Below are 19,518 nucleotides of genomic sequence, written 5' to 3' on the forward strand. Positions count from 1 at the left end.
CCGGGATGCGGCCGTCAGGGGTGCGGCGGCCGGGGTCAGGGGGCAGCGATGACACGGTGGTTCCTTGCTCTGTCCAGTACGGCGGCGACCTGCGCCGCATAGGTGTCCAGTCCTTCGGCGCCGCTGCCCGGCAGTCCGGTCAGACCGGGCAGCAGATCACCGAAGGCGTTGACCTCGCCGACGGCGAACCGCCGCCAGCCGGTCGCGGGCAGCAGATCGACGCCCACGCACAGCGTCCGCGGGAAACAGGCGGCGGCGCGCTCACACGTCGCGAGCGCGTCCTGCCAGCTGCCGCCCGCCGCCGCGACGGCGGCCCGGACCTCGTCCAGATCGCCCCGGACGCCGCCGAGATGCAGATTCGTCATCGGGGAACGGCTGGTCCGCACGACGGCGTGCGTCGCGCGGCGGGCGACGACCACGACGCGCAGATCCGCGGCCCGCCCCCGCTGGGAGGCCTTGGGCAGCCAGCGCTCGACATGCAGTCCGTCCGGGGCGAGCGTGTCGACGATCTCGGCGACCTCGCGCTCCGTCTCGTACCGCCGCACCCGGAGCGAATTGAACAGCCGCCCCTCCCCGTCCCGCTCCACCGACGTGCTCGCCCGGACCCGGCCGGGGCCGGCCGTCTCCACGGCCAGCACCCCCGAGGCGGACGAGCCGTGGGCGAGCTTCACGAACACCCGCGGCATGCCGCGTGCCGCCATCAGCTCGCGCACATCCTCCCAGCCCCGCACGACCGGTGCGGCGGGACCGGACGTCGGCGACGCCGGCACGGGGACCCCGGCACCGTCCAGCACGGCATGGCACCGCCGCTTGTCGAACAGCGCCGCGATGTCCCCGGGATCGCCGAGCAGGGTGGCGCCCGCCGCCGAAGCGGCCCGCGCCACCTCCCCCACGGCCGCGGTGAACGTCGCGTACCAGCGTGAGGTCCCCTCCACGCGCGAGGGATCGCCCACCCCGCGCAGCAGCCGCTCCACCTCGGCGTCCTCGCCGGGCGAGTCCATCCGTACGGTCTCGCCCGGCCGGAACACCGCCTCACCGGTCAGCACCTGGAGCCAGGACACGACGCGGACGTCGGGCAGTCCGGCGGCGCGCACGGCTTCCCGGAAGAAGGCGACACGCCGGTTGTCCGGATTGCCGACGACCGCGAAACGCGGCGCGTGGCTACTCGCTGACCGCGACATACCGTTCCTCTTCGTCCTCGTCCATGTCCTCCGCCTCGCCACTGACCGAGGCGGGCGCGCAGGTCGCGCGGATGCGGTCGAACACCTCGTCGCTCAGGTAGTGGTGATCCAGGTCGAGCGTGGACAGATGGGTCAGCGGCTGCCCGGCCAGGAGCGCCGCACCGCCGAGGTCGCCGAGGGTGCCCATGGAGAGAGACAGCGACTCCAGCTGGGCCACGACGGGCGCCGAGGCGACCGCCGCCGCGATCTCGTCCTGGATCTCGCTGTTCTGCAGCCCCAGATGGCGAAGCCGCGGGAACGTGCCGCCCGACAGCAGCGGGCCCAGGTCCTCGACCGTCGCGTCGCCCCCGTACCAGGTGGACCCGAACCAGATCTCCAGCCGCTCCAGAGCCGGGAGTTCCGAGGAGGCGACCGCCCGCACGACATGGCCGGGCAGCCCACCGGACTCGAAGCACAGGGATCTCAGACTCTCGTGGCGCACCGGCGAGAGCCGCAGGCCCTCCGCCTCCGCGGTCTGCCCGCAGCCGCGCACCAGCAGCTCCTCCAGGAGCGGAAACGCGGTGAGCACCGGTGTGATGTCCGACATCATCAGCCAGGAGATCTCGCACTGCTCGCTCTCCACATCCGCGAGGAACAGGGCCCGCAGCGCGGGGAAACGGTCCGCGTGTCCGGCGATCAGCTCCACCACCGGTTCGATGCCGGTGTAATTGCCCTGCCACCACGGGCCGATCACCAGCGCCCGCACCTGCTCGGTGTCGACCGTGTCCAGGAAGTGCCGCCACAGGACGGGGAATGTCAGGGAACCCTGCCAGCCGCAGTCCAGCCGCCAGGCGACCGAGTGCGCGGACGGCAGCTCCGAGGGGTCCTTCTCGCCCGGCTCCGGAAGCGTATGGACGGGCAGGCCGAAGAAGAGCTCGGTATCGGTCATCGGGTCACTCCGCCACGGCGGTGTAACGGCCCTCGGGGCCACCGTCGCCCCAGGGCTTGCTGCGCTCGGAGAGGTCGACCCGGACCCCGTGGGGCACCAGCGAGTCGGTGATCCGGCGTTCCATCGCCTCGGAGAGGAAGTGGTGGTGCAGGTCGAGCACTTCGAGGTGGGTGAGCGGCTGGCCCTCCAGGAGCGCGGCGGCGCCCTCGTCGCCGAGCGTGCCGTTCGACAGGTCCAGCGTGCGCAGCCGGGCGACGACCGGGGCCGAGGCGACGGCCGCCGCGATCTCGTTCTCCACCTCGCTGTTGCGCAGGCCCAGATGGTGCAGCCGGGGGAAGCGGGTGCCGGACAGCAGCGGCGCCAGGTCCGCCACGTCGGCATCGCCGCCGTACGCGGAGACCCCCAGCCACAGGTCGAGCTTCTCCAGCGCGGGCAGCTCGCTGTCCAGCACGCCCCGGACCACCTGCACGGGCAGTCCGCCCGCCTCGACGGTGAGCGAGCGCAGCCGCTCGTGCCTGGTCGCCGGGAACTCCAGACCGGTGCCGCCGCGCACCCCGAACTCCACCAGCGAAGGGAACGCGGTGAGCAGCGCGGTGACGTCCGACTGCTCGATCCAGGAGATCTCCGCCTCCTCCATCACCAGGTCCCCGACGAAGATCCCCTCCAGCGAGGTCAGCCGGCCGGCCGCGGCGATGACCAGGCCGATCGGCACGGAGGACGTCTCCTCGTACGCCTCGCCCCACTGGCCGATGATCAGAGCACGCACCCCGGCCGGATCGACGGCGTCCAGGAATGCCGCGAACTCCTGCTCCCAGGTCCGGTCGGCGTCCTCGTCGTCGTACGGATCGACGCTGATCCGCCAGGCGGCGGCGTCGGCGGCCGGACGGGGTGCTTCGGAGGCGTCACGCTGGAAGTCGACGGCCGGAAGGCCGCACAGCTCGCTGAGATGGTCCACACCGGACATGGCCCTGAGCTCCTGATGCTGGGAACGGGTTGTTGTCCGCAAGGTCTATCAAGCGCCACTGACAGCGCGGTGACCGGGACCTGTCCGGATGTCCGCCGCCGGTCGATTGTCAGACCCGGCCCGTAGCGTTTTCCTCGTGTTCGGCACAGCGGGTGCCGCGACCGAGGGGAGACGTCTGTGTACCGGCAGGGCGATGTACTGATCATGGCGGTGGAGGAGTCGGCGGTGCCCGCCCCCTTCCTCAAGGCGCCGGGCGAACTGCGCGACGGGCGGGGGCGCCTGGTGCTCGCCCTGGGCGAGGTCACCGGACACGCGCACGCCGTGCAGGGGCCCGGCCGGCTGATCCGGGAGGCCGGTCCGTTCGGCCCGATGCTCCTGCATCTCCCCGAGGGCGGACGGGTGGTGCACGAGGAGCACGCGGTGATCCCGCTGCCGAAGGGCTGGTTCCGGGTCGTGCGCCAGCGGGAGTACGCGCCGGGGGCGATCCGCATCGTCGCGGACTGATCCCGCCGGACCGGCAGGCGCCGGCACGAGCGGGCGGACGACCGAGCACCGGGAGCCGGGCTCCGCCGACCGGGGTCCGAACAACGGGGGCCGAACACCGGGGTCCGAACAACGGGCTCCGCTGCCGGGAACGCGATTCCCGCGATTCCACGGACGAGATACGAGATACGAGAAACAGGGGACGGGACAACCGATGCAGCACGTGAACTCTTGGCGGACCGTGGCGGCGGCGACGGGCAGGGCGGACCGGGCCGCGGCGGAGGCGGGCGTGCGGCTCGCCTACCGCAGCGCGGGCCTCGCCGAGCCGGGACGGATCATCTGGGCCGACTCGCCGCGCGAGGCGGTCGGCGTGGTGGAGAAGCTGGCCGACGCCGGCCGTTCGGTCCGCGACGACATCCGCACCCGGCCCTGGGCCGAGGAACGCCGCAGGATGTACGACGAGTTGGGCCCCGCGGGCTGGTCCGCGCTCTGGTCCGCCACCGGGGCCCAGCTCTGGGAGACCACGGCGGCCCTCGCCGAACGGATACGGACGGGTGTCGTCGCGGACCTCGCCGCACGGCCGAAGGACGAGTCCGCTGTCCGGCTGCTGCTGCTCGACGCCGTCCTCGGACAGCACGACGCCGCCTGGCTCGCCGCCTTCGACGGGCGCGGCGACCGGTTGACCGGCCTCGCGGAGGTCGCCCGCAACGCCGGCTGGTGGTGGCCGTACGAGAGGGCCGTGGTGATCAGCGAGCGCCCCGAGGCGCTGCACCGGGACGAGGCGGGACGGCTCGACCACGGGGACGGCCCGGCCCTCAGCTACGCGGACGGCTTCGCGCTGTACGCGTGGCGGGGGATGCCGGTGCCCGCCGAATTCCTGGCGGAACTGTCGGCCCTGACCCCGGAGCGGATACGCGCCGAGGAGAACGCGGAACTGCGCCGCGTGATGCTGGAGTACTACGGCTACGACCGCTACCTCACCGAATCCCGCGCCGAACCGGTCCACCGCGACGAGACGGGCATCCTCTGGCGGATCGCGCTGGACGGGGACGAGGACGTGGTGATGGTCGAGGTGGTCAACTCCACTCCCGAACCGGACGGCACGCACCGCACCTACTGGCTGCGGGTACCGCCGTCGACGCGGACGGCGAAGGACGGAGTCGCGTGGACCTTCGGAATCGACGGCGCGGCCTACGCGCCGGTGCGCCAGACCTGACCCGGGCTGCCCCTGGCCGCTCCGGGGCAGTGGAGGCGGAGGCGGGGCGGAGGCGTCAGGCCGTCAGGGTCGCGTGGTCGATGCCCAGTTCGCGGGCGAGTGCCTCATCGGTCCACCGCAGCATCGTGGCCCGGGAGAGCGGACCCGCGTACGACGTCATCTGTACGGCCAGGCCGTCGAGCAGGGCGGTCAGACGCCAGGCCACCGACACCGGGTCGTCGCAGCGGAACTCACCGGCGGCGGCGCCCTCTTCGATGACCGCGGCCAGCTCGGCCTTCCACCGCTGGTCGAGCTCGCCCGCCACCTCACGCAGTGCCGACTCGCGCAGGGAGGCCGCCCAGCCCTCGATCCACAGGCGCCAGCCCTTGGCCTGACCGGTCGGCGCGTACCAGCGGACGGCCGCCCGCAGGCGCCGCACCGCGCTGGTGCGGCGGGTCAGCAGCTTGCGCAGATGGGCGAGGTCGGCCTCGGCCGCGTACGCGAAGGCGGCGGCGACCAGTTTCTCCTTGGTCGAGAAGTGGTAGAGCACCAGCGCGTTGCTCACCCCCAGCACGGCAGCCACATCGGCGATCCGTACGGAGGAGACCCCGCGCACCTGGATCTGTTCGACCGCGGCGCGCAGCAATTCCTCACGCCGCTCCGCCACGCCCAACCGCACTCTCGCCACGCGGCCACCCTAACCAATGCCCGCGCCGTGTCCGGAAAGCGGGTTTCGGCTCGTCGCCGACCTCCGGAAGCCTCTTCTGCCCTCCGGAAGCGTGGCATCACGCCTCCGGTGCCGGGACCGGCGGCGAAGGCGGCGGAGTCTGCGGAGGCCGGGTTCCACGCTTCCACGGCGGGGCGCGCGGGGGCGCTCGGAGGCCCCTGTCGCAGGCCCGATCCGTAAAAACACCAGGTCCTTGCTGTGACGTTTCTGTGTGCCACCACGCAGAGGTAGGCGAGGGACGTCGGCCCCGGGGCGGGCGGACGGGGCGAATTGTGCCGCGCCGGCATGCGCCGGCGAGGCGATCGGTACGAAGAGGAACGTGTGGCCAAGGTCGAGGAACAGCGCCGCGGGCAGGTGTACGACGCCGAGCTCGGGGCGGCCGTTGAGCGGGCCCAGCAGGGAGACGAGGAGGCGTTCGGAGCGGCCTACCGGCTGACCCATCCCGGTCTGCTCGGCTATCTGCGGGGAATGGTCGGCGATGATGCCGAGGACGTGGCCTCCGACGCCTGGCTGGAGATCGCCCGCGACCTCTGGCGGTTCCGGGGGGACGGCGCGGGTTTTCGCGGCTGGACCGCGACGATCGCGCGGAACCGGGCGCTGGATCATCTGCGCAAACAGAAACGGCGCCCCGGAACCGCCCTGTTGGAACAGGACATGCTGGAACTGCCGGGTGGTCACGACACCGCCGCGTCGGCCCTGGAGACCCTCTCCACACAGGAGGCGCTGGAACTGATCGCCACCCTGCCCAGGGAGCAGGCGGAGGCGGTCCTGCTGCGGGTCGTCGTCGGACTCGACGGTCCCGCGACGGCGCGTGTGCTCGGCAAGCGGGCCGGTGCCGTCCGCACGTCCGCGTACCGGGGACTGAAGAGGCTCGGCGAGCAGTTGAGCGGTAACGGAGTGGCGGGTACGCCGCGCGGACGGCGGAGCGGTCGGGGAGACGAGGCATGACACAGGAACCGCGGCACGGGTCCGGGACATCGGTGCCACCCGGGCCGGACGGGGCGGGCGCAGCCGCCCGGAGTGCGGGAGAGGCCGGGCGGGATGCGGAACAGCGGGCACTGGCCGCCTTCCGGGAGGCGCGCGGCCGATGGCCGGACAGGACGGTGCCGCCGTGGCGCAGACGCGGGCGCGACGACTGGCGGCCCGCGGACCGGCGACGCGGTGGACTTCAGGTGCGCGCGGCGATCGCAGGCCTCGCCGCCGCGGTGACGCTCGGCGGGGCCGCGCTGGCCGCCGGTTCGGGTGCGCTGCCGACGCCGTTCGGCGACGGAGGACCCGGCGGCGGCCGGGCCCCCGTCCGGCCCGTACACAGCGCGTCGGCCCCCTCGTCCGCCGATCCGGAGCTCCCTCGCCCCCGTACGCCCCCGCCCCGCACCGGCGTCACGGGTCCGGGACCGACCGGACCGACGGACTCCGGACGCCGCGCCGGTGGACCGGGGCGGGCACCGGACGGCGCGGCGCGGGCACCGGGAGAGACGGCGCTCTGCCAGGTGTACGCGCGGTCGCGGGGCAGCAAAAGGGCCGGGGACCCGACGGCCCTGGAGCGTCTGGAGCAAGCCGCCGGAGGCGCGTCGCAGGTGGCGGGCTACTGCGAGGCGCTGCTCCGCCCGGCGGCCGACGGCAAGGAGAAGAAGGCGGGCGCGGGCAGCGGTGCGCGGACTGGCGGGAAGCGCGATGCGGGGCCGGGAGCCGGGCGTGAGCCGACGCCGAAGGCCTCGGGCGCCGGCCGTGCCGGAGCCGCCGATCGCTGAAGCGGGACGTCAGGACGCGCGGGCCGGCGGGACAAGAGGGACGGGCAGGTCGGGCGGGTCGGGCGGGACGCTTCATGGGTGCGGGGCCGCCGGAATTCCGCCCTCGTCGAGGAGCCCGCCGAGGCCGGTGTGATGGTTTCGCCCCGCCCGACGCTGGGCTCTACATGAACACGAAATTCGAACATGTGCCCGATATTGCACGACGTCTCGCCCTCGTCCTGGCTCTTGCCGCCGTGCCGGTCGCCGCGGTCTCCCCGGTGGCCCACGCCAAGGGAGCCGAGGCCGCGGAGGTCGTGGTGAGCGCGCCGGACAGGTACACGCCCGTGCAGGACGTGCTGTACGCCGCCGGGGACACCGGCTATCTCCACCGGCGGGAGACGGGCGACGGATCCACCGCTGCGTACCAGTGGCGCGGATACGACGGGTCCGAGCGGACCGTCGAGGGCTTCACGGGTCAACTGCCCGGCCAGCAGGGCTACTACGGGGCCGGCACGGACATCCTTCCCGTGCCCGTCGGTGCGAGCGGCGTGGTGCAGCTGCGCGACCCGGCGACCGGGGAATCGACGCCGCTCACCGTGCCGGACGGTCAGTACACCCTGGCTTCCTTCGGGCGGACCGTACTGACGTTCTCGTACAACGAGGTGTGGCAGGTGGACAAGCTGCACATCCTCCGGCTCCAGGACGGCACGACCACCGACACCCCGGTCGATCCACCGTCAGGACTGCGATTCGACCGGTATCCGGTCGCCGCCGGGGACGGACGGGTGGCCGTCGTCAAGTTCACCCGCGGGCACACCCTCGGCATCCTCGATCTGACCACCGGCACGCTCACCCCCGTCTCGACCCATGCCGTCGTCGACGAGTCCTGGTCCATCCAGGCCGCCGTCTCTCCCACCCACATCGCCTGGTACCAGCAGGGCATGAGCCAGGCACGGGTGATCCGCCGTGACGATCCGGCCGGGACACAGACCGCGGTCGCCGTACCGTCCTCCGGCGAAGGCACCCCCGTCGTCGGACTGGCCGGGGACTGGCTCCTCACGGCCCACCGGCCGCAGACCCCCACCGAACAGAACCCTCCCGCCCGTCGGGGAGGCCCGCTCAGAGCCACCCCGATCGGTGGCGGCACACCACTGACCCTGCTGGCCTCGGCCCAGCCCGGCCTCGCCCAGATCCCCGGCGGTGGAGCGGTGACGGTCGGCGGCGCGGACGCCGGTGACTGGGCGGTGCGCCGTATCGAGACCGCGTCGGACGGCCGTCCGACGCTGCGCACGCTCTCCGAGGTGCCCGCCGCACCCGCCGTTCTGCGCGGCATCGCGCTGGCCGGCGGCCAGTTGGTCACCAAGGAGGAGGACAGCGCGCCGCGGCCCTCCTACCAGACCCGGAAGGTGACGCTGACGGGAACGCCGTCGGCGGGGGAACGCTCCGAAGTCACCACCGCCCCTCCCGGCGACAGCTACGGCCAGCCGCTGGGCGCGGGCGACGGCTCCGTCGTCCACGTCCGGTACGACGAAGCCACCCAGCGGGATGTTCTCGTCCGCGCCTCGGCGGCGGGTACACGCACCGAGGTCGTCCCCTTCGACCGTGTCATGCCGCCGACCTCCGGCCGCGGTCTGCGTGACGCCGCCGGGAGGTACGCGGTCTACGGAGGCGGCGACGAGCGGATGGTCGTCGACTTCGAAGCGCCCGGTGGCGGCGCCGTGGTTCAGCAGCTGAAGACCCCGGCCGCCGCGCTCCAGGGGACCACGCTGTGGACCACCGACGGCACCGCGGGACGGATCGAGGCCCGCGACCTGGTCTCCGGCGCCGTCACCCCGTACACGGTCGACGCCCCGTGCGTGATCCGCGACCTCCGGGTCGTCGGCCGCTGGGTGTACTGGGACTGTCTGGGCCAGGACACGACCGGCGACCTGTCGACCCCCTTCGGCGTGTACGACCTGAAGACCGGCGACGGCATCAGCCCGCCCAAGCGCGGAAAGCTCGGGGACGGGTTCCTCGTCAACCACGACACGGCCGCCGGCGAGCTGCGTCTCACCGACTTCCGCACGGGCACCGCCGCCGAGCCCAGGACGCTCACGGACCTGCCCGCCGTGCCCGGCTGGAAGAACTACGACGTGGACAAGTTCGGCGACGGCATCGCCTGGCTCGACGCCGACGGCACGGCCCACGTCACATCGAGCGGTACACCCGCCCGGAGCTGAGCCTCCGGTCCGGGCGCGGGCGGCGGCGAACTGCCGCAGTCCGCGCCCCGCGGCGCCGACGGCGTACGAGGGGGCGGGACCTCTCCCGGAGGTCCCGCCCCCCCCCGTTTCAGCGGGTCACGCGTCAACGGCCGCGCGGTGATGGGCCATGCCTCGACGGCCCGTGCGCCGACGGGCCGCGTCCGGACTCAGAACCGGTCCGGGGCACGCTGCGGGAGCGGAGAGCCGGGGAGCGCGTCCCGCGTCCGGTTCTCCCGTGCCTCCGCGTTCGAGCCTGCCGTCGCCCGGCAGGTCACGTCCCCGGCCGGGAGCCTGCCGGTGAGCAGGTAGCGGGTGACCGTGCCGTCCGTGCACGCGTTGCCGTTCGGGTAGACGGCGTGGCCCTCGCCGCCGAGGACGGTGAGCATGGTGGAACGCTTCAGGTCGGCGTGCAGGGCCCGACCGCTGGGCAGCGGGGTCTGCGAGTCCCACTCGTTCTGGACGATCAGGGAACCCACCTCGTTGTTCACCTCGGTCGCCGGTTCCACGGACCTGTCCCAGAACGCGCAGGGCTTGATGCTGGACGTGAAGTCACCGTAGAGCGGATACCGGCCCTTGTCCTCGATGGCGTCCCGGCGGTAGCTCTCGGGATCGCGGGACCACGCCGCCGAGTTGTCGCCGCACACCACGGCCCAGAAGCTCGCCGACATGTTGTCGGACGGAGCCTCGGCCCCATCGGCGCCGCCCGCCGTCCCGGTCCTCCCGGATCCGGCGAACGGCGCGAGCTTCTTCGCGGAGACGCTGCTGCCCGCCGCCGCCTTCTTCAGCTCCACGACCCCCTCGGTGGCGTATTGCGGGGTGAAGACCGCCACCCGCATACCGGTGCGGATGTCATCACCGGTGAGCGGCTGCCCCTCCACCTCGATGGGCGTCTCGTCGGCCTGTGCCACCAGGTCCCACAGGGTCCGGTCGACCTCCTTCGGGGTGTCACCGAGGCCGTACTCCGCCGAACGTTCGGCGGCCCACTCGGTCCACCGGTCGAACGCGGGCTCGGCGCCCTCCGCCCACCACTGGATCATCCCTCGCCAGGCGCGCGCCGGATCGACGGCGCTGTCCAGCACGAACCGGTCGGCCCGGCCCGGGAAGAGCTGGGTGTAGACGGCGCCCAGGTAGGTGCCGTACGAGTACCCCAGGTACGAGATCTTCTTCTCACCGAGGACCGCCCGGAGCAGATCCATGTCGCGCGCGGTGTTGCGCGTGGTGATGTGCGGGAGCGTGTCGCCCGCGGTCTCCCTGCACTTCTCCGCGACGGTGCGCGCCCAGGCGACGTCCTTGTCGAACGTCTCCTCCTTGTAGGGCCGCAGCCAGTTCTCCTCCTCCGGCTCCAGGTCGCAGGAGACCGGGCTGCTCCGCCCCACCCCGCGCGGGTCGAAGCCGATGAGGTCGTACTTCTGCCGGGTGGACTCGGGCAGACCCTCCTTCATCCCCAGCGGCATGGAGAGCCCCGGCCCCCCGGGGCCGCCGGGGTTGGAGAGCAGGACACCGTGCCGCTTGCCGGGGGTGGTGCTCCTGATCCGCGATATGGCCATGTCGATCCGCTTGCCCCCGGGAACCCGGTAGTCCAGCGGGACCTTGATCGTGGCGCACTCGAACTCCGCGGGGGAGTCGGCTTCGCACCGCTTCCACCGCGGCTTCTGCTTCACATACCGGTCCAGCGCGCTCCCGGCGGCGGGCGAGGCGGCGGAGGGCGAGGAGACGGCCGACGGGATGCCGGCCGGAGCGGCGGTGGCCGTCGAGGTGGCGAGCGCGGGAGCCAGCGCTGCCGTGACGCTCACGGCTAACAGGGGCACGAGACGTCGTCTGCGCACGGAATTCGATCCTTCCGGTCGTGTGTTCGGACAGGGAAGATCCTTCAGGAACCGGCCCCGCCCGCGGATCCCTCGTCGAGGCGCACCTCTCTCCACCCTGGGAATGACACAACATCCCCGGGTGGTCCGCTGGTTGTAGGGGAAGGGCCGCCGGTGAGCGGTTTCCGGCCCCGCCTACCGGTACCAGCCGAACCGCTCCGCCATCAGCGGCAGGCGTTCGGCGACGATGGCGTGTGCCGCGGCCCGGGGCGTGGAGCCGTCGGCGTCCGCGCGGGCCAGCATCCGGTCGATCAGGTCCCGCATCGCGCGACGGGTGTGCGCGAAGGCCTGGCCGGCGTCGGGACCGATGTCCCCGAACAGGGTCCACCACCACCAGGCGTTCGTCCCGGAGTTGACCACGACATCGGGCAGCACCGTGATCCCCCGCGCCGTCAGCAGTTCCTCCGCCTCCGCGAGCACCGGCATGTTCGCCGCCTCCACGACCCAGCGCGCCGTGATGCCGGCCTGGTTCGTCGCGTCGACGGCGTACGAGACGGCGGCCGGGACCAGCACCTCCGCGTCCACCGTCAGCCAGGCGTCGCGCGGCAGTTCCCGGTCGCCTTCGCGCAGAACACCGCGGTCCACCGTCCCATGGGCGTCCCGCGCCATGAGGAGCGCTTCGACGTCCAGGCCCTCCGGGTTGGCGATCGTGCCCCTCACATCGGCGACGGCGACGACCTTGAGGCCGGCCCGCGCGAGAAAGCGCGCCGTGGCACCGCCCATGGTGCCGAGCCCCTGGACCGACACCCGGGTGTTCTCGTACGCGACACCCGCGCGGTCCAGCGCGGCGAGCGCCGACTCCGCGACGCCGCACCCTCCCACCAGTTCGTCGAGTCCGATCCCGTCCACGGTGACCGCGAAGGCGGCGGCCAGCCGGCGCCGGGCCGCCGTCTCGTCGTCCAGGAGCGGGTAGACCGCCTGGATGGAGGAGACGAGCCCGGCCTCCGCCGCCGCCCGGTCGACGAGGTCCTGGGTGAGTCCGAGATCCTCACCGGTCGTCCAGACGTTCTCGATGTAGGGGCGCACGGCCCGCAGGAAGCGGACGAGCACGCCGTACGCCGCGGGGTCGCGCGGGTCGCAGTCGATGCCGCCCTTCGCGCCGCCCAGCGGGATGTAACGGGCCCGGGTGTCGGCAGCGTCGTAGTGCAGCGCCTCCTTCATCGTCATGCCGCGGGCCAGTCCCGCGACCTCCGCGCGGGTGCAGCCCTCGCGCATCCGCAGCCCGCCGCTGGAGACGCCACGCACCAGCCGGTCGACGACCAGATAGCCGTTGCGGCCGGTGACATGGTCCGTCCAGGTGAGGGAGATCAAGGGGTCCGGAGGGTTCGGTGCGGTAGGTGCGACGGGTGCGGCGGAAGGGGTCGACGCCATGGGTGCGCTCATCGGACAGGCTCCTCGGTCACGGTGATCAGGGTGGGCCCAGGAGTGGTCAGGGCCAGGGAAAGAGCGCGGGCGAGAGCCGCGGGGGAGTCGGCGTGGCTGCCGCGGCCGCCGTAGGCGCGGGCCAGTCCGGGCAGGTCGACAGGGGCCAGGTCGACGGCGACCGGGTGGTCGCCGCGGGCCGCCATTCCGTCGCGGATCTCGCCGTAGCCGCCGTTGTCGAAGACGACGACGGGCAACGGCAGCCCCAGCTGCGCCGCGGTGGCCAGCTCCTGCACGGAGAACTGCAGGCCGCCGTCACCGCTCAGTGCCACGACCTGGCGTCGCGGGAAGGCGGTCTTCGCCCCGATGGCGGCGGGCAGCGCGTACCCGAGCGTGCCGAAGCCGGTCGGGTGCAGGAAGCGCCCCCCGGGGCCGAGCGGGAGATGCGGCAGCGCGCCGTAGTAGCAGCACTGGGCGCTGTCGGAGGTGAGGACCGCGTCCGGGGCGAGCACCTCGCGCACGGCGCGGAGATACGGCAGCCACCGGGCGTCGCGGTCCGCCGTCTCCGTGTCCCGCCCCGCGCGCAGCGCCGCCACCAGGCCGGCGGAATCCGGCGGCCGGACGTCCGAACCGGCACGGTCCGGGGCCCCGGAGTCCTCGTCCGACGTTTTTGCGAGCACCTCCAGCAACGCCGCGACGGTGCTGCGGGCATCGCCGGTCAGCGGGTGCCGGGCGGGCCGTCCCGCGTACATCTGCGCCGGGTCGAGATCGATCCGGATCAGGGTCCCGGAGAGGGCGGGCGGCGCGGACCAGAGGTCGGACTCGGCCAGCTCCGTGCCGATGGCGAGCACCACGTCGCAGCCGGTCAGCCACCGCTGGACGGAGGGGCTGTGCAGGGACACCCCCAGCGCCAGCCGGTGCGTCTCGTCGACGATGCCCTTGCCGTTGGCCGTGGTGACGACGGGGGCGCCGAGCTGTTCCGCGAGGGCCAGACACCCGGCCGCCGCGTGCCGGGCGCCGCCGCCGAGCACCAGTGCGGGCCGCTCGGCCGACCGCAGGACGCGCGCCGCGTCGCGCACCGCGTGCACGCCCGCGCCCGGCCGGGCCATCGGCGGGGCGAGCCGGACCGGTCCGGCCGGCTCCGTGGCCTCCAGCAGATCGAGCGGCACCTCGATGTGGACGGGGCGCGGGCGCTCGTGGCGCATCAGGGTGAACGCCCGCGCCACGGCGGAGCCGATCTCCTCGACCGAGGACACCCGGTGGCTGAACGCGGCGACTCCCCGCAGGGCCTCGGTCTGGCTGCGCATCTCGTGCAGCAGACCGGTCGCCTGCCGGGGGTGGCGCAGCGGCATGCCGGGCGACACGACCAGCAGCGGAACACTGTCGGAGTAGGCCTGGCCGACCGCCGCGGCGATATTGAGCAGGGCCGGACCCGTGGTGGTGATCGCCACCCCGGGCCGCCCGGTGACCCGCGCGTACGCGTCGGCCGCGTATCCCGCGCCCTGTTCGTGGCGGGGCGTGACATGGCCGATGCCGTACGGCCCGAGATGCCGGTAGATCTCCAGGTTGTGTGTGCCGGGGATGCCGAACGCCTGCGTCACGTCGTGTGCCGCCAGCGCGCGGACGATCGCCTCGCCGCCGGTCAGCGACGTGCGGCCGCTGTGAACGGACATGCTGCCTCCCTCCGCGAACGGGTCGCGTTACTGAACCGTCATTCAGTATCGGGAAGTGCCGGCACCCCTGTCAAAGCGATTACGGCCGCGTGCGGTCACCCCTGACCGGCGGCTTTGCCCTGTGCCGGGCCCGGCACCTCGCAGTGGTCCTTGAAGCCCTGGCTGGTCAGGCCGAGGGCGGCGTTGGTGCGCGCGCGCATGTTCTCGACGGAGATCATGGTCGTCAGCTCGACCAGCGCCGCCTCGCCCAGCGAGGTCCGCAGCCGGTCCACCAGTTCGTCGCCGACCTGTGGCGGAGTGGCCGTCATGGCCTCCGCGTACTCCATGACGTCACGTTCCAGCGGGCCGTAGAGCGTGCTCCCGCGCCATTCCGGTACGTCCCGCAGCTTGCGGGCGTCCATGCCCCGCCGCCGGTTGGTCCAGTAGCCGAAGTCCATGCACCAGCCGCACCCGACCGTCGAGGCGGTCACCATGACGGCGAGCGCCTTGAGGTCGGGGTCCAGGGCCTTCCACCGGCCCACGGCCAGTTCGAAGCGCAGACCGGCCCACAGCACCCGGGTGTGGTGGGCGGCGGCCCGCACGGGGTCGATGACCTTGCCGTACGTAAGGTTCGAGTACCAGGACACGCCACGGTAGAGGACGCTGCGGGGCGGGTCGAGCGAGATTCGAGCTGTCATGACCGGTCTCCTGACGAGCCGCGGCGCGGGGCCTGCGCCCCGGCGCCGGATACGGACGCTTCACCGAGGGGACGTGCGGCGGCCCGCAGGATGTGACATCGGGCGGCCGACGGGCGGAATCCTGCGGTGGGTACGGACGTTGGAGTCGGCATGACGGAATGCGAACCCGCGCGGGAGGCGCCGCCGGGACTCCTCGGCGAGCGGGACGGCCGGGTACCGCCGACCCCGAGCGTCGGCCAGGTGTACGGACGGCCGCGTGCCTGAAGGATCACCGGCCGCTCACGGCACCGGGTGCGCTGCTCCGTTCACCGCTCTGCTCTCGCCCTGTCGTACAGCCCGACGATAATGAAACGACACCGACTCCCTCAGGAGATGCTGTGACCGGCGCCGACTATTTGCTTCCGTTCCGTACGAAACTGCGTTCGATGCGTACCGAGGCCTTCGGTGCCGATCCGGCCGGAGCCAGGATGGAGCGCATCCGCCGCTCGCCCAATTTCGCCGACGGAGTGTTCCAGAACCCGGTGGGGGCGCGGACCAGACCGTCCGGCTCCACGCTGGAGTTCGCCAAGATCTATTTCCACAAGGAGCAGCGGGCCCGCAGGGCACCGGCCGGAACGGTGCCCGTGCACCGCACCACCCTCGCCGATCTGGCCGAACCGCCCGCCACGGGTCTGCGGCTCACCTGGATGGGCCACTCCAGCGTCCTCGCCGAGATCGACGGCCGACGGATCCTGTTCGACCCGGTATGGGGCGAGCGCTGTTCCCCGTTCGCCTTCGCCGGGCCCAAGCGCCTGCACCCGGTGCCGCTGCCGCTGGCGGCGCTCGGGCCGGTCGACGCCGTCGTGATCTCCCATGATCACTACGACCATCTCGATCTGCCCACGATCCGGGCCCTGGCGGGCACGGACACGGTCTTCGCCGTCCCGCTCGGTGTGGGGGCCCATCTGGAGCGGTGGGGGGTGCCCGCCGACCGGATGTACGAGCTCGACTGGAACGAGACCGCGAAGGTCTCCGGGATCAGCCTGACCGCCACCCCCGCACGCCATTTCTGCGGCCGCGGGCTGCGCAACCAGCAGCACACCCTGTGGGCGTCCTGGGCGGTCGCGGGACCCGAGCACCGGATCTATCACAGCGGCGACACCGGCTACTTCCAGGGCTTCGAGGACATCGGTGCCGAGCACGGCCCGTTCGACGCGACGATGATCCAGATCGGCGCGTACAGCGAGTACTGGCCCGATATCCATATGACACCCGCCGAGGGCATGCGCGCCCACCTGGACCTCCAGGGCGGCCGGCCCCACGGGGTGATGCTGCCGATCCACTGGGCCACGTTCAACCTCGCCCCGCACCCGTGGGCCGAGCCCGGCGAGGGCACCCTCGCCGCGGCCGACGACGCCGGCCAGCGGCTCGCCCTGCCCCGTCCGGGCGAGCCCTTCGAGCCGGCGGGGCAGCACGTTCCCGCCGAGCCCTGGTGGCGTGCGGTGGCGCCGCGGCCGATCGAGTACCGGCCCGCCGGGGCGGCGCGGACGGCACGGGACGTGCCCGGGATCGCGCCGGGCGGGCACGGGGCGGCCCCCGCGGCCGAGGCGGATTCGGGGCGGGCCGAGGTCGCCCCGACGCCGTAACGGCCGGGGACGGACGCCGGACGGCCAAGGGCACGGGGCCGACCGCCGGAAGGCACAGTTTTGAGCAGTCCGGTAGGGGCCGGCTGCGTACGCTCGGCTCTCGCGTGCCGGTGGTGACCGGTGGGCGGGAACCGAGGGGGCCGGAGAATGAGCGACGCACTGCCCGGAACGAGCCATGCGGGAGTGGGGGATGCCGGGGACCGCATCGAGTTCGCGTCGCGCGACGAGATCACCGCGCTGCAACTCGCCAGGCTCCGCGGCACCCTTGCTCATGTCTACTCCCGGGTTCCCCACTACAGGTCCGTCCTCGACGCAGTGGGCTTTCATCCCTCGGAGCTGCGTGAGCTCTCCGATCTGGCCCGGATCCCGTTCACGACCAAGGAGGACCTCCGGGCGAACTACCCCTTCGGCATGCTGGCGGTGCCGCGGCGGGACGTGGCCAGGCTCCACGCCTCCTCCGGCACGACGGGGCTGCCCACGGTCATCGGGTACGACCGGCAGGACATCTCCGTCTGGTCCGACGTCATGGCCCGTTGCCTGCGGGCGGGCGGGGTGAGGCCCGGTGACACGGTGCATGTCGCCTGTGGGTACGGGCTGTTCACCGGCGGGCTGGGCGCCCACTACGGCGCGGAACGGCTGGGGTGCACGGTCGTTCCTGCCTCGGGCGGAATGACCGAGCGGCAGGTCCGGCTGATCGCGGACTTCAGGCCGGACGCCGTTGTGGTGACGCCCTCCTATCTGCTGGTCCTCGCCGACGCGATGAAGGCGGGAGGGATGGATCCGGCGGCCTGCTCCCTCTCGTACGCCCTGCTCGGCGGGGAACCGTGGACCGAGGGCATGCGCACCGAGATGGAACGGACACTCGGTCTGGACGCGACCGACCTCTACGGCCTGTCGGAGGTGATGGGCCCCGGGGTCGCCTGTGAGTGCGTCGAGGCCAAGGACGGCCTCGTGGTCTGGGAGGACCACTTCTTCCCCGAGATCGTGGACCCGGTCGACGGGACCCCGCTGCCGGACGGGCAGTTCGGGGAACTGGTGCTGACGACCCTGAGCCGGCGGGCCATGCCGGTGGTCCGCTACCGCACCCGCGATCTGACCCGGCTGCTGCCCGGTACGTCCCGGTCCATGCGGCGCATCGAGAAGATCGCCGGACGCAGCGACGACATGATCAGTGTGCGGGGCGTCAACGCCTTTCCCTCTCAGTTCGAGGAGCAGATTCTCCGGGTCCGCGGTCTGGCCGCGCACTACCGGTGCGAGGTGAGCAGGGCGGGACGGCTGGACGAGGTGACCCTGCGGGTCGAGGCGGCGGAAGGGCGGACGGACGACGGGCGGGGCGGGGACGGTGGGGCCCGGATGGCGGCCGAACTGCGCAGGAGGGTCAAGGACGGGATCGGTATCTCGGTGGGCGTCGAGATCCTGGCGCCGGGGACCCTGGAGCGCTCGACGGGCAAGGCCGACCGGGTGCTGGACCACCGCAGGCACACCGGCGCCGTGACCGGTCCGGCGGGCAGCTGACGTGCTGCCCGCCGCATCGGCGCGCGGCGCGGGTGGCCGGTCCGCCCCGTACACGGTGGAAACGCTGCTCGCCGTCTCCGTCGAGGTGTTCAACGAGCGGGGCTACGACGGGACGACGATGGACGATGTGGCCCGCGCGGCCGGAATCTCCAAGTCCTCCCTCTACCACCATGTGCGGGGCAAGGAAGAACTCCTCGAACGCGCGGTCGGACGCGCTCTTGAGGAGCTCTTCCGGGTCTTCGACGACGCGGGGGCTCAGCGGGGCCCCGCCGTGCTGCGGCTGGAGTACGTCGCCCATCGGGTGGTCCGGATGCTGGTCGCCGAACTGCCCTATGTCACGCTCCTGTTGAGGCTGCGGGGCAATACCGGCGCGGAGCGGGCGGCACTGGCCCGGCGCCGCGAGTTCGACCGCCGGGTCGCGGGCCTGGTGGAACGGGCGGTGGCCGACGGCGATCTGAGCGATGCCGTCGAACCCAGGCTCGCCACCCGGCTGCTCTTCGGGATGATCAACTCGGTGGTGGACTGGTACCGCCCGCACATCGCCGCGGCCGGACCGGCGGCCGTCACGGGGCGCGAACTCGCCGACGCCGTCGTGCGTCTGGCCTTCCAGGGCCTGCGCCACACCTGAGCCCGGCGGTCCGCCCGTTCTCCCCCCACCGCGAGCGCTGCCGTGCGGTCCCGGAAGGGCCCGTGCGGCAGCGCGCTTCTTGCTGCCCGGACATTCCCGGGACGGCCGGCCCATAGCCAGAATTGAGCATCCGGCGCGTGACGCAGGTCGCAGAAGCCCTCGCCGATTCTGCTCAGATTTGAGCATGGCGGCGGTTCTGCCGCATGGCACGGTTCGTACCGACCGACCAATTGGTCGGCTCACGGGAATCCAACGCAGAAACGCGGGAGTGAGATGTCGGTATTCGAGTCGGAGAAGGCGGCGGCCGAGGCGCTGGGGCGGCTGATCACCGAACTGTGGGAGCAGGAGAGCGTCCGGGCCGGGCTGTGCGACAGCGGGCTCACCGTGCTGTTCCGGCACACGAAGCCCGACTGCCCGGTCTTCCTGTCGGCCGACGGGGTCGTGACCGGGGACGAGGCGCTCCGGCCCGCGAGCCACACGCTGAAGCTCACCAGCAGCACCGCGCACGCGCTGTGGCTCGGTGAGATCCCGGTGGCGAGCGCGCTGACCGGAGGCAGGGTGACCATCTTCGGAAGGATGGCCGCGGTGCCGGACCTGATGAACATTCTCGGCCCGGCCTTCCAGCTGTACCCGAAGATTGCCGCGGACCTGAAGATCGCCGGCTGATTCCGCCGCCGCGATCCGCGCACATCCCCTGTGGCCTGCCTCAATTCGAGAAGAGGAAA

At 72.7% G+C, this 19,518-nt stretch carries 17 protein-coding genes; 9 read left to right on the forward strand and 8 right to left on the reverse strand.

All coding sequences use genetic code 11. The features are described from left to right. Window positions 1–35 precede the first annotated feature (35 nt). Genes ABT170_RS23690 through ABT170_RS23700 form a run of 3 tightly spaced genes read right to left on the reverse strand, consistent with a single transcriptional unit; the run spans window position 36 to window position 3,073 of the window. The gene (locus ABT170_RS23690) at window positions 36–1,181 is read right to left on the reverse strand and encodes an STM4014 family protein (RefSeq protein ID WP_351870481.1); all 1,146 of its coding nucleotides are present in this window, start codon (window positions 1,179–1,181) and stop codon (window positions 36–38) included. Continuing rightward, window positions 1,162–2,109, reverse strand: coding sequence for an STM4015 family protein (locus tag ABT170_RS23695; RefSeq protein ID WP_351870484.1), 948 nt, complete (start codon window positions 2,107–2,109; stop codon window positions 1,162–1,164). The genes ABT170_RS23690 and ABT170_RS23695 overlap by 20 nt, the downstream gene beginning before the upstream one ends. A gap of 4 nt (window positions 2,110–2,113) precedes the next feature. Beyond that, the gene (locus ABT170_RS23700; protein WP_329946116.1) at window positions 2,114–3,073 is read right to left on the reverse strand and encodes an STM4015 family protein; all 960 of its coding nucleotides are present in this window, start codon (window positions 3,071–3,073) and stop codon (window positions 2,114–2,116) included. Between the two features lie 177 nt (window positions 3,074–3,250). Between ABT170_RS23700 and ABT170_RS23705 the strand changes: the two genes are divergently transcribed. Both ABT170_RS23705 and ABT170_RS23710 read left to right on the forward strand, forming a co-directional pair. Then, window positions 3,251–3,577, forward strand: coding sequence for a DUF8820 family protein (locus ABT170_RS23705; RefSeq protein WP_329946115.1), 327 nt, complete (start codon window positions 3,251–3,253; stop codon window positions 3,575–3,577). Between the two features lie 193 nt (window positions 3,578–3,770). Continuing rightward, window positions 3,771–4,772 (forward strand): DUF6745 domain-containing protein, encoded by a 1,002-nt coding sequence (locus ABT170_RS23710; RefSeq protein WP_329946114.1) that lies wholly within the window; start codon window positions 3,771–3,773, stop codon window positions 4,770–4,772. Window positions 4,773–4,827: 55 nt separating this feature from the next. On the opposite strand, the gene ABT170_RS23715 is transcribed toward ABT170_RS23710, so the two are convergent. Next, window positions 4,828–5,439 carry a TetR/AcrR family transcriptional regulator gene (locus ABT170_RS23715; RefSeq protein ID WP_351870489.1) on the reverse strand — a complete coding sequence of 204 codons (612 nt, stop codon included), beginning with the start codon at window positions 5,437–5,439 and terminating at the stop codon, window positions 4,828–4,830. Between the two features lie 324 nt (window positions 5,440–5,763). Here ABT170_RS23715 and ABT170_RS23720 point away from each other — a divergent pair, with 324 nt between their 5' ends. The 3 genes from ABT170_RS23720 to ABT170_RS23730 all read left to right on the forward strand — a co-directional run bounded on the left by ABT170_RS23720 (window position 5,764) and on the right by ABT170_RS23730 (window position 9,427). Then, window positions 5,764–6,426 (forward strand): RNA polymerase sigma factor, encoded by a 663-nt coding sequence (locus ABT170_RS23720; RefSeq protein ID WP_502970561.1) that lies wholly within the window; start codon window positions 5,764–5,766, stop codon window positions 6,424–6,426. After that, window positions 6,423–7,229, forward strand: a complete 807-nt coding sequence (locus ABT170_RS23725; RefSeq protein WP_329946111.1) for a hypothetical protein — start codon at window positions 6,423–6,425, stop codon at window positions 7,227–7,229. The genes ABT170_RS23720 and ABT170_RS23725 overlap by 4 nt, the downstream gene beginning before the upstream one ends. 185 nt (window positions 7,230–7,414) lie before the next feature. Then, window positions 7,415–9,427: a hypothetical protein gene (locus ABT170_RS23730; protein WP_351870495.1), complete on the forward strand. Its 2,013-nt coding sequence runs from the start codon at window positions 7,415–7,417 to the stop codon at window positions 9,425–9,427. A gap of 188 nt (window positions 9,428–9,615) precedes the next feature. Here ABT170_RS23730 and ABT170_RS23735 read toward each other — a convergent pair whose 3' ends face one another. The 4 genes from ABT170_RS23735 to ABT170_RS23750 form a co-directional block, all read right to left on the reverse strand. Next, window positions 9,616–11,274: an alpha/beta hydrolase gene (locus ABT170_RS23735; RefSeq protein WP_351870498.1), complete on the reverse strand. Its 1,659-nt coding sequence runs from the start codon at window positions 11,272–11,274 to the stop codon at window positions 9,616–9,618. 174 nt (window positions 11,275–11,448) lie between these two features. Continuing rightward, window positions 11,449–12,684 (reverse strand): Glu/Leu/Phe/Val dehydrogenase dimerization domain-containing protein, encoded by a 1,236-nt coding sequence (locus ABT170_RS23740; protein WP_329946152.1) that lies wholly within the window; start codon window positions 12,682–12,684, stop codon window positions 11,449–11,451. 8 nt (window positions 12,685–12,692) lie between these two features. After that, a complete protein-coding gene (locus tag ABT170_RS23745; protein WP_351870501.1) occupies window positions 12,693–14,348 on the reverse strand; it encodes a thiamine pyrophosphate-dependent enzyme in 1,656 nt (551 codons plus the stop codon). 95 nt (window positions 14,349–14,443) lie between these two features. Continuing rightward, window positions 14,444–15,025 carry a carboxymuconolactone decarboxylase family protein gene (locus ABT170_RS23750; protein ID WP_351870504.1) on the reverse strand — a complete coding sequence of 194 codons (582 nt, stop codon included), beginning with the start codon at window positions 15,023–15,025 and terminating at the stop codon, window positions 14,444–14,446. Between the two features lie 377 nt (window positions 15,026–15,402). Between ABT170_RS23750 and ABT170_RS23755 the strand changes: the two genes are divergently transcribed. The 4 genes from ABT170_RS23755 to ABT170_RS23770 all read left to right on the forward strand — a co-directional run bounded on the left by ABT170_RS23755 (window position 15,403) and on the right by ABT170_RS23770 (window position 19,459). Further along, window positions 15,403–16,650, forward strand: a complete 1,248-nt coding sequence (locus tag ABT170_RS23755; RefSeq protein ID WP_351870507.1) for an MBL fold metallo-hydrolase — start codon at window positions 15,403–15,405, stop codon at window positions 16,648–16,650. Between the two features lie 147 nt (window positions 16,651–16,797). Beyond that, window positions 16,798–18,165, forward strand: a complete 1,368-nt coding sequence (locus tag ABT170_RS23760; protein WP_351870510.1) for an AMP-binding protein — start codon at window positions 16,798–16,800, stop codon at window positions 18,163–18,165. Between the two features lie 4 nt (window positions 18,166–18,169). Further along, window positions 18,170–18,793: a TetR/AcrR family transcriptional regulator gene (locus ABT170_RS23765; protein WP_443034382.1), complete on the forward strand. Its 624-nt coding sequence runs from the start codon at window positions 18,170–18,172 to the stop codon at window positions 18,791–18,793. A 273-nt stretch (window positions 18,794–19,066) separates the two neighbouring features. Then, complete coding sequence (locus ABT170_RS23770; RefSeq protein WP_351870513.1) at window positions 19,067–19,459, forward strand: hypothetical protein; 393 nt, start codon at window positions 19,067–19,069, stop codon at window positions 19,457–19,459. The last annotated feature ends 59 nt before the right edge of the window (window positions 19,460–19,518 follow it).

The sequence above is a fragment of the Streptomyces sp. NPDC001787 genome (genome assembly GCF_040297465.1).
Lineage (GTDB): Bacteria > Actinomycetota > Actinomycetes > Streptomycetales > Streptomycetaceae > Streptomyces.

Coding starts and splice junctions, on each gene's coding strand:
- ABT170_RS23700 (WP_329946116.1), bottom strand. CDS start 3,073: ATGTCCGGTGTGGACCATCTCAGCGAGCTGTGCGGCCTTCCGGCCGTC.
- ABT170_RS23770 (WP_351870513.1), top strand. CDS start 19,067: ATGTCGGTATTCGAGTCGGAGAAGGCGGCGGCCGAGGCGCTGGGGCGG.
- ABT170_RS23710 (WP_329946114.1), top strand. CDS start 3,771: ATGCAGCACGTGAACTCTTGGCGGACCGTGGCGGCGGCGACGGGCAGG.
- ABT170_RS23690 (WP_351870481.1), bottom strand. CDS start 1,181: ATGTCGCGGTCAGCGAGTAGCCACGCGCCGCGTTTCGCGGTCGTCGGC.
- ABT170_RS23695 (WP_351870484.1), bottom strand. CDS start 2,109: ATGACCGATACCGAGCTCTTCTTCGGCCTGCCCGTCCATACGCTTCCG.
- ABT170_RS23720 (WP_502970561.1), top strand. CDS start 5,764: ATGCGCCGGCGAGGCGATCGGTACGAAGAGGAACGTGTGGCCAAGGTC.
- ABT170_RS23725 (WP_329946111.1), top strand. CDS start 6,423: ATGACACAGGAACCGCGGCACGGGTCCGGGACATCGGTGCCACCCGGG.
- ABT170_RS23760 (WP_351870510.1), top strand. CDS start 16,798: ATGAGCGACGCACTGCCCGGAACGAGCCATGCGGGAGTGGGGGATGCC.
- ABT170_RS23745 (WP_351870501.1), bottom strand. CDS start 14,348: ATGTCCGTTCACAGCGGCCGCACGTCGCTGACCGGCGGCGAGGCGATC.
- ABT170_RS23740 (WP_329946152.1), bottom strand. CDS start 12,684: ATGGCGTCGACCCCTTCCGCCGCACCCGTCGCACCTACCGCACCGAAC.
- ABT170_RS23750 (WP_351870504.1), bottom strand. CDS start 15,025: ATGACAGCTCGAATCTCGCTCGACCCGCCCCGCAGCGTCCTCTACCGT.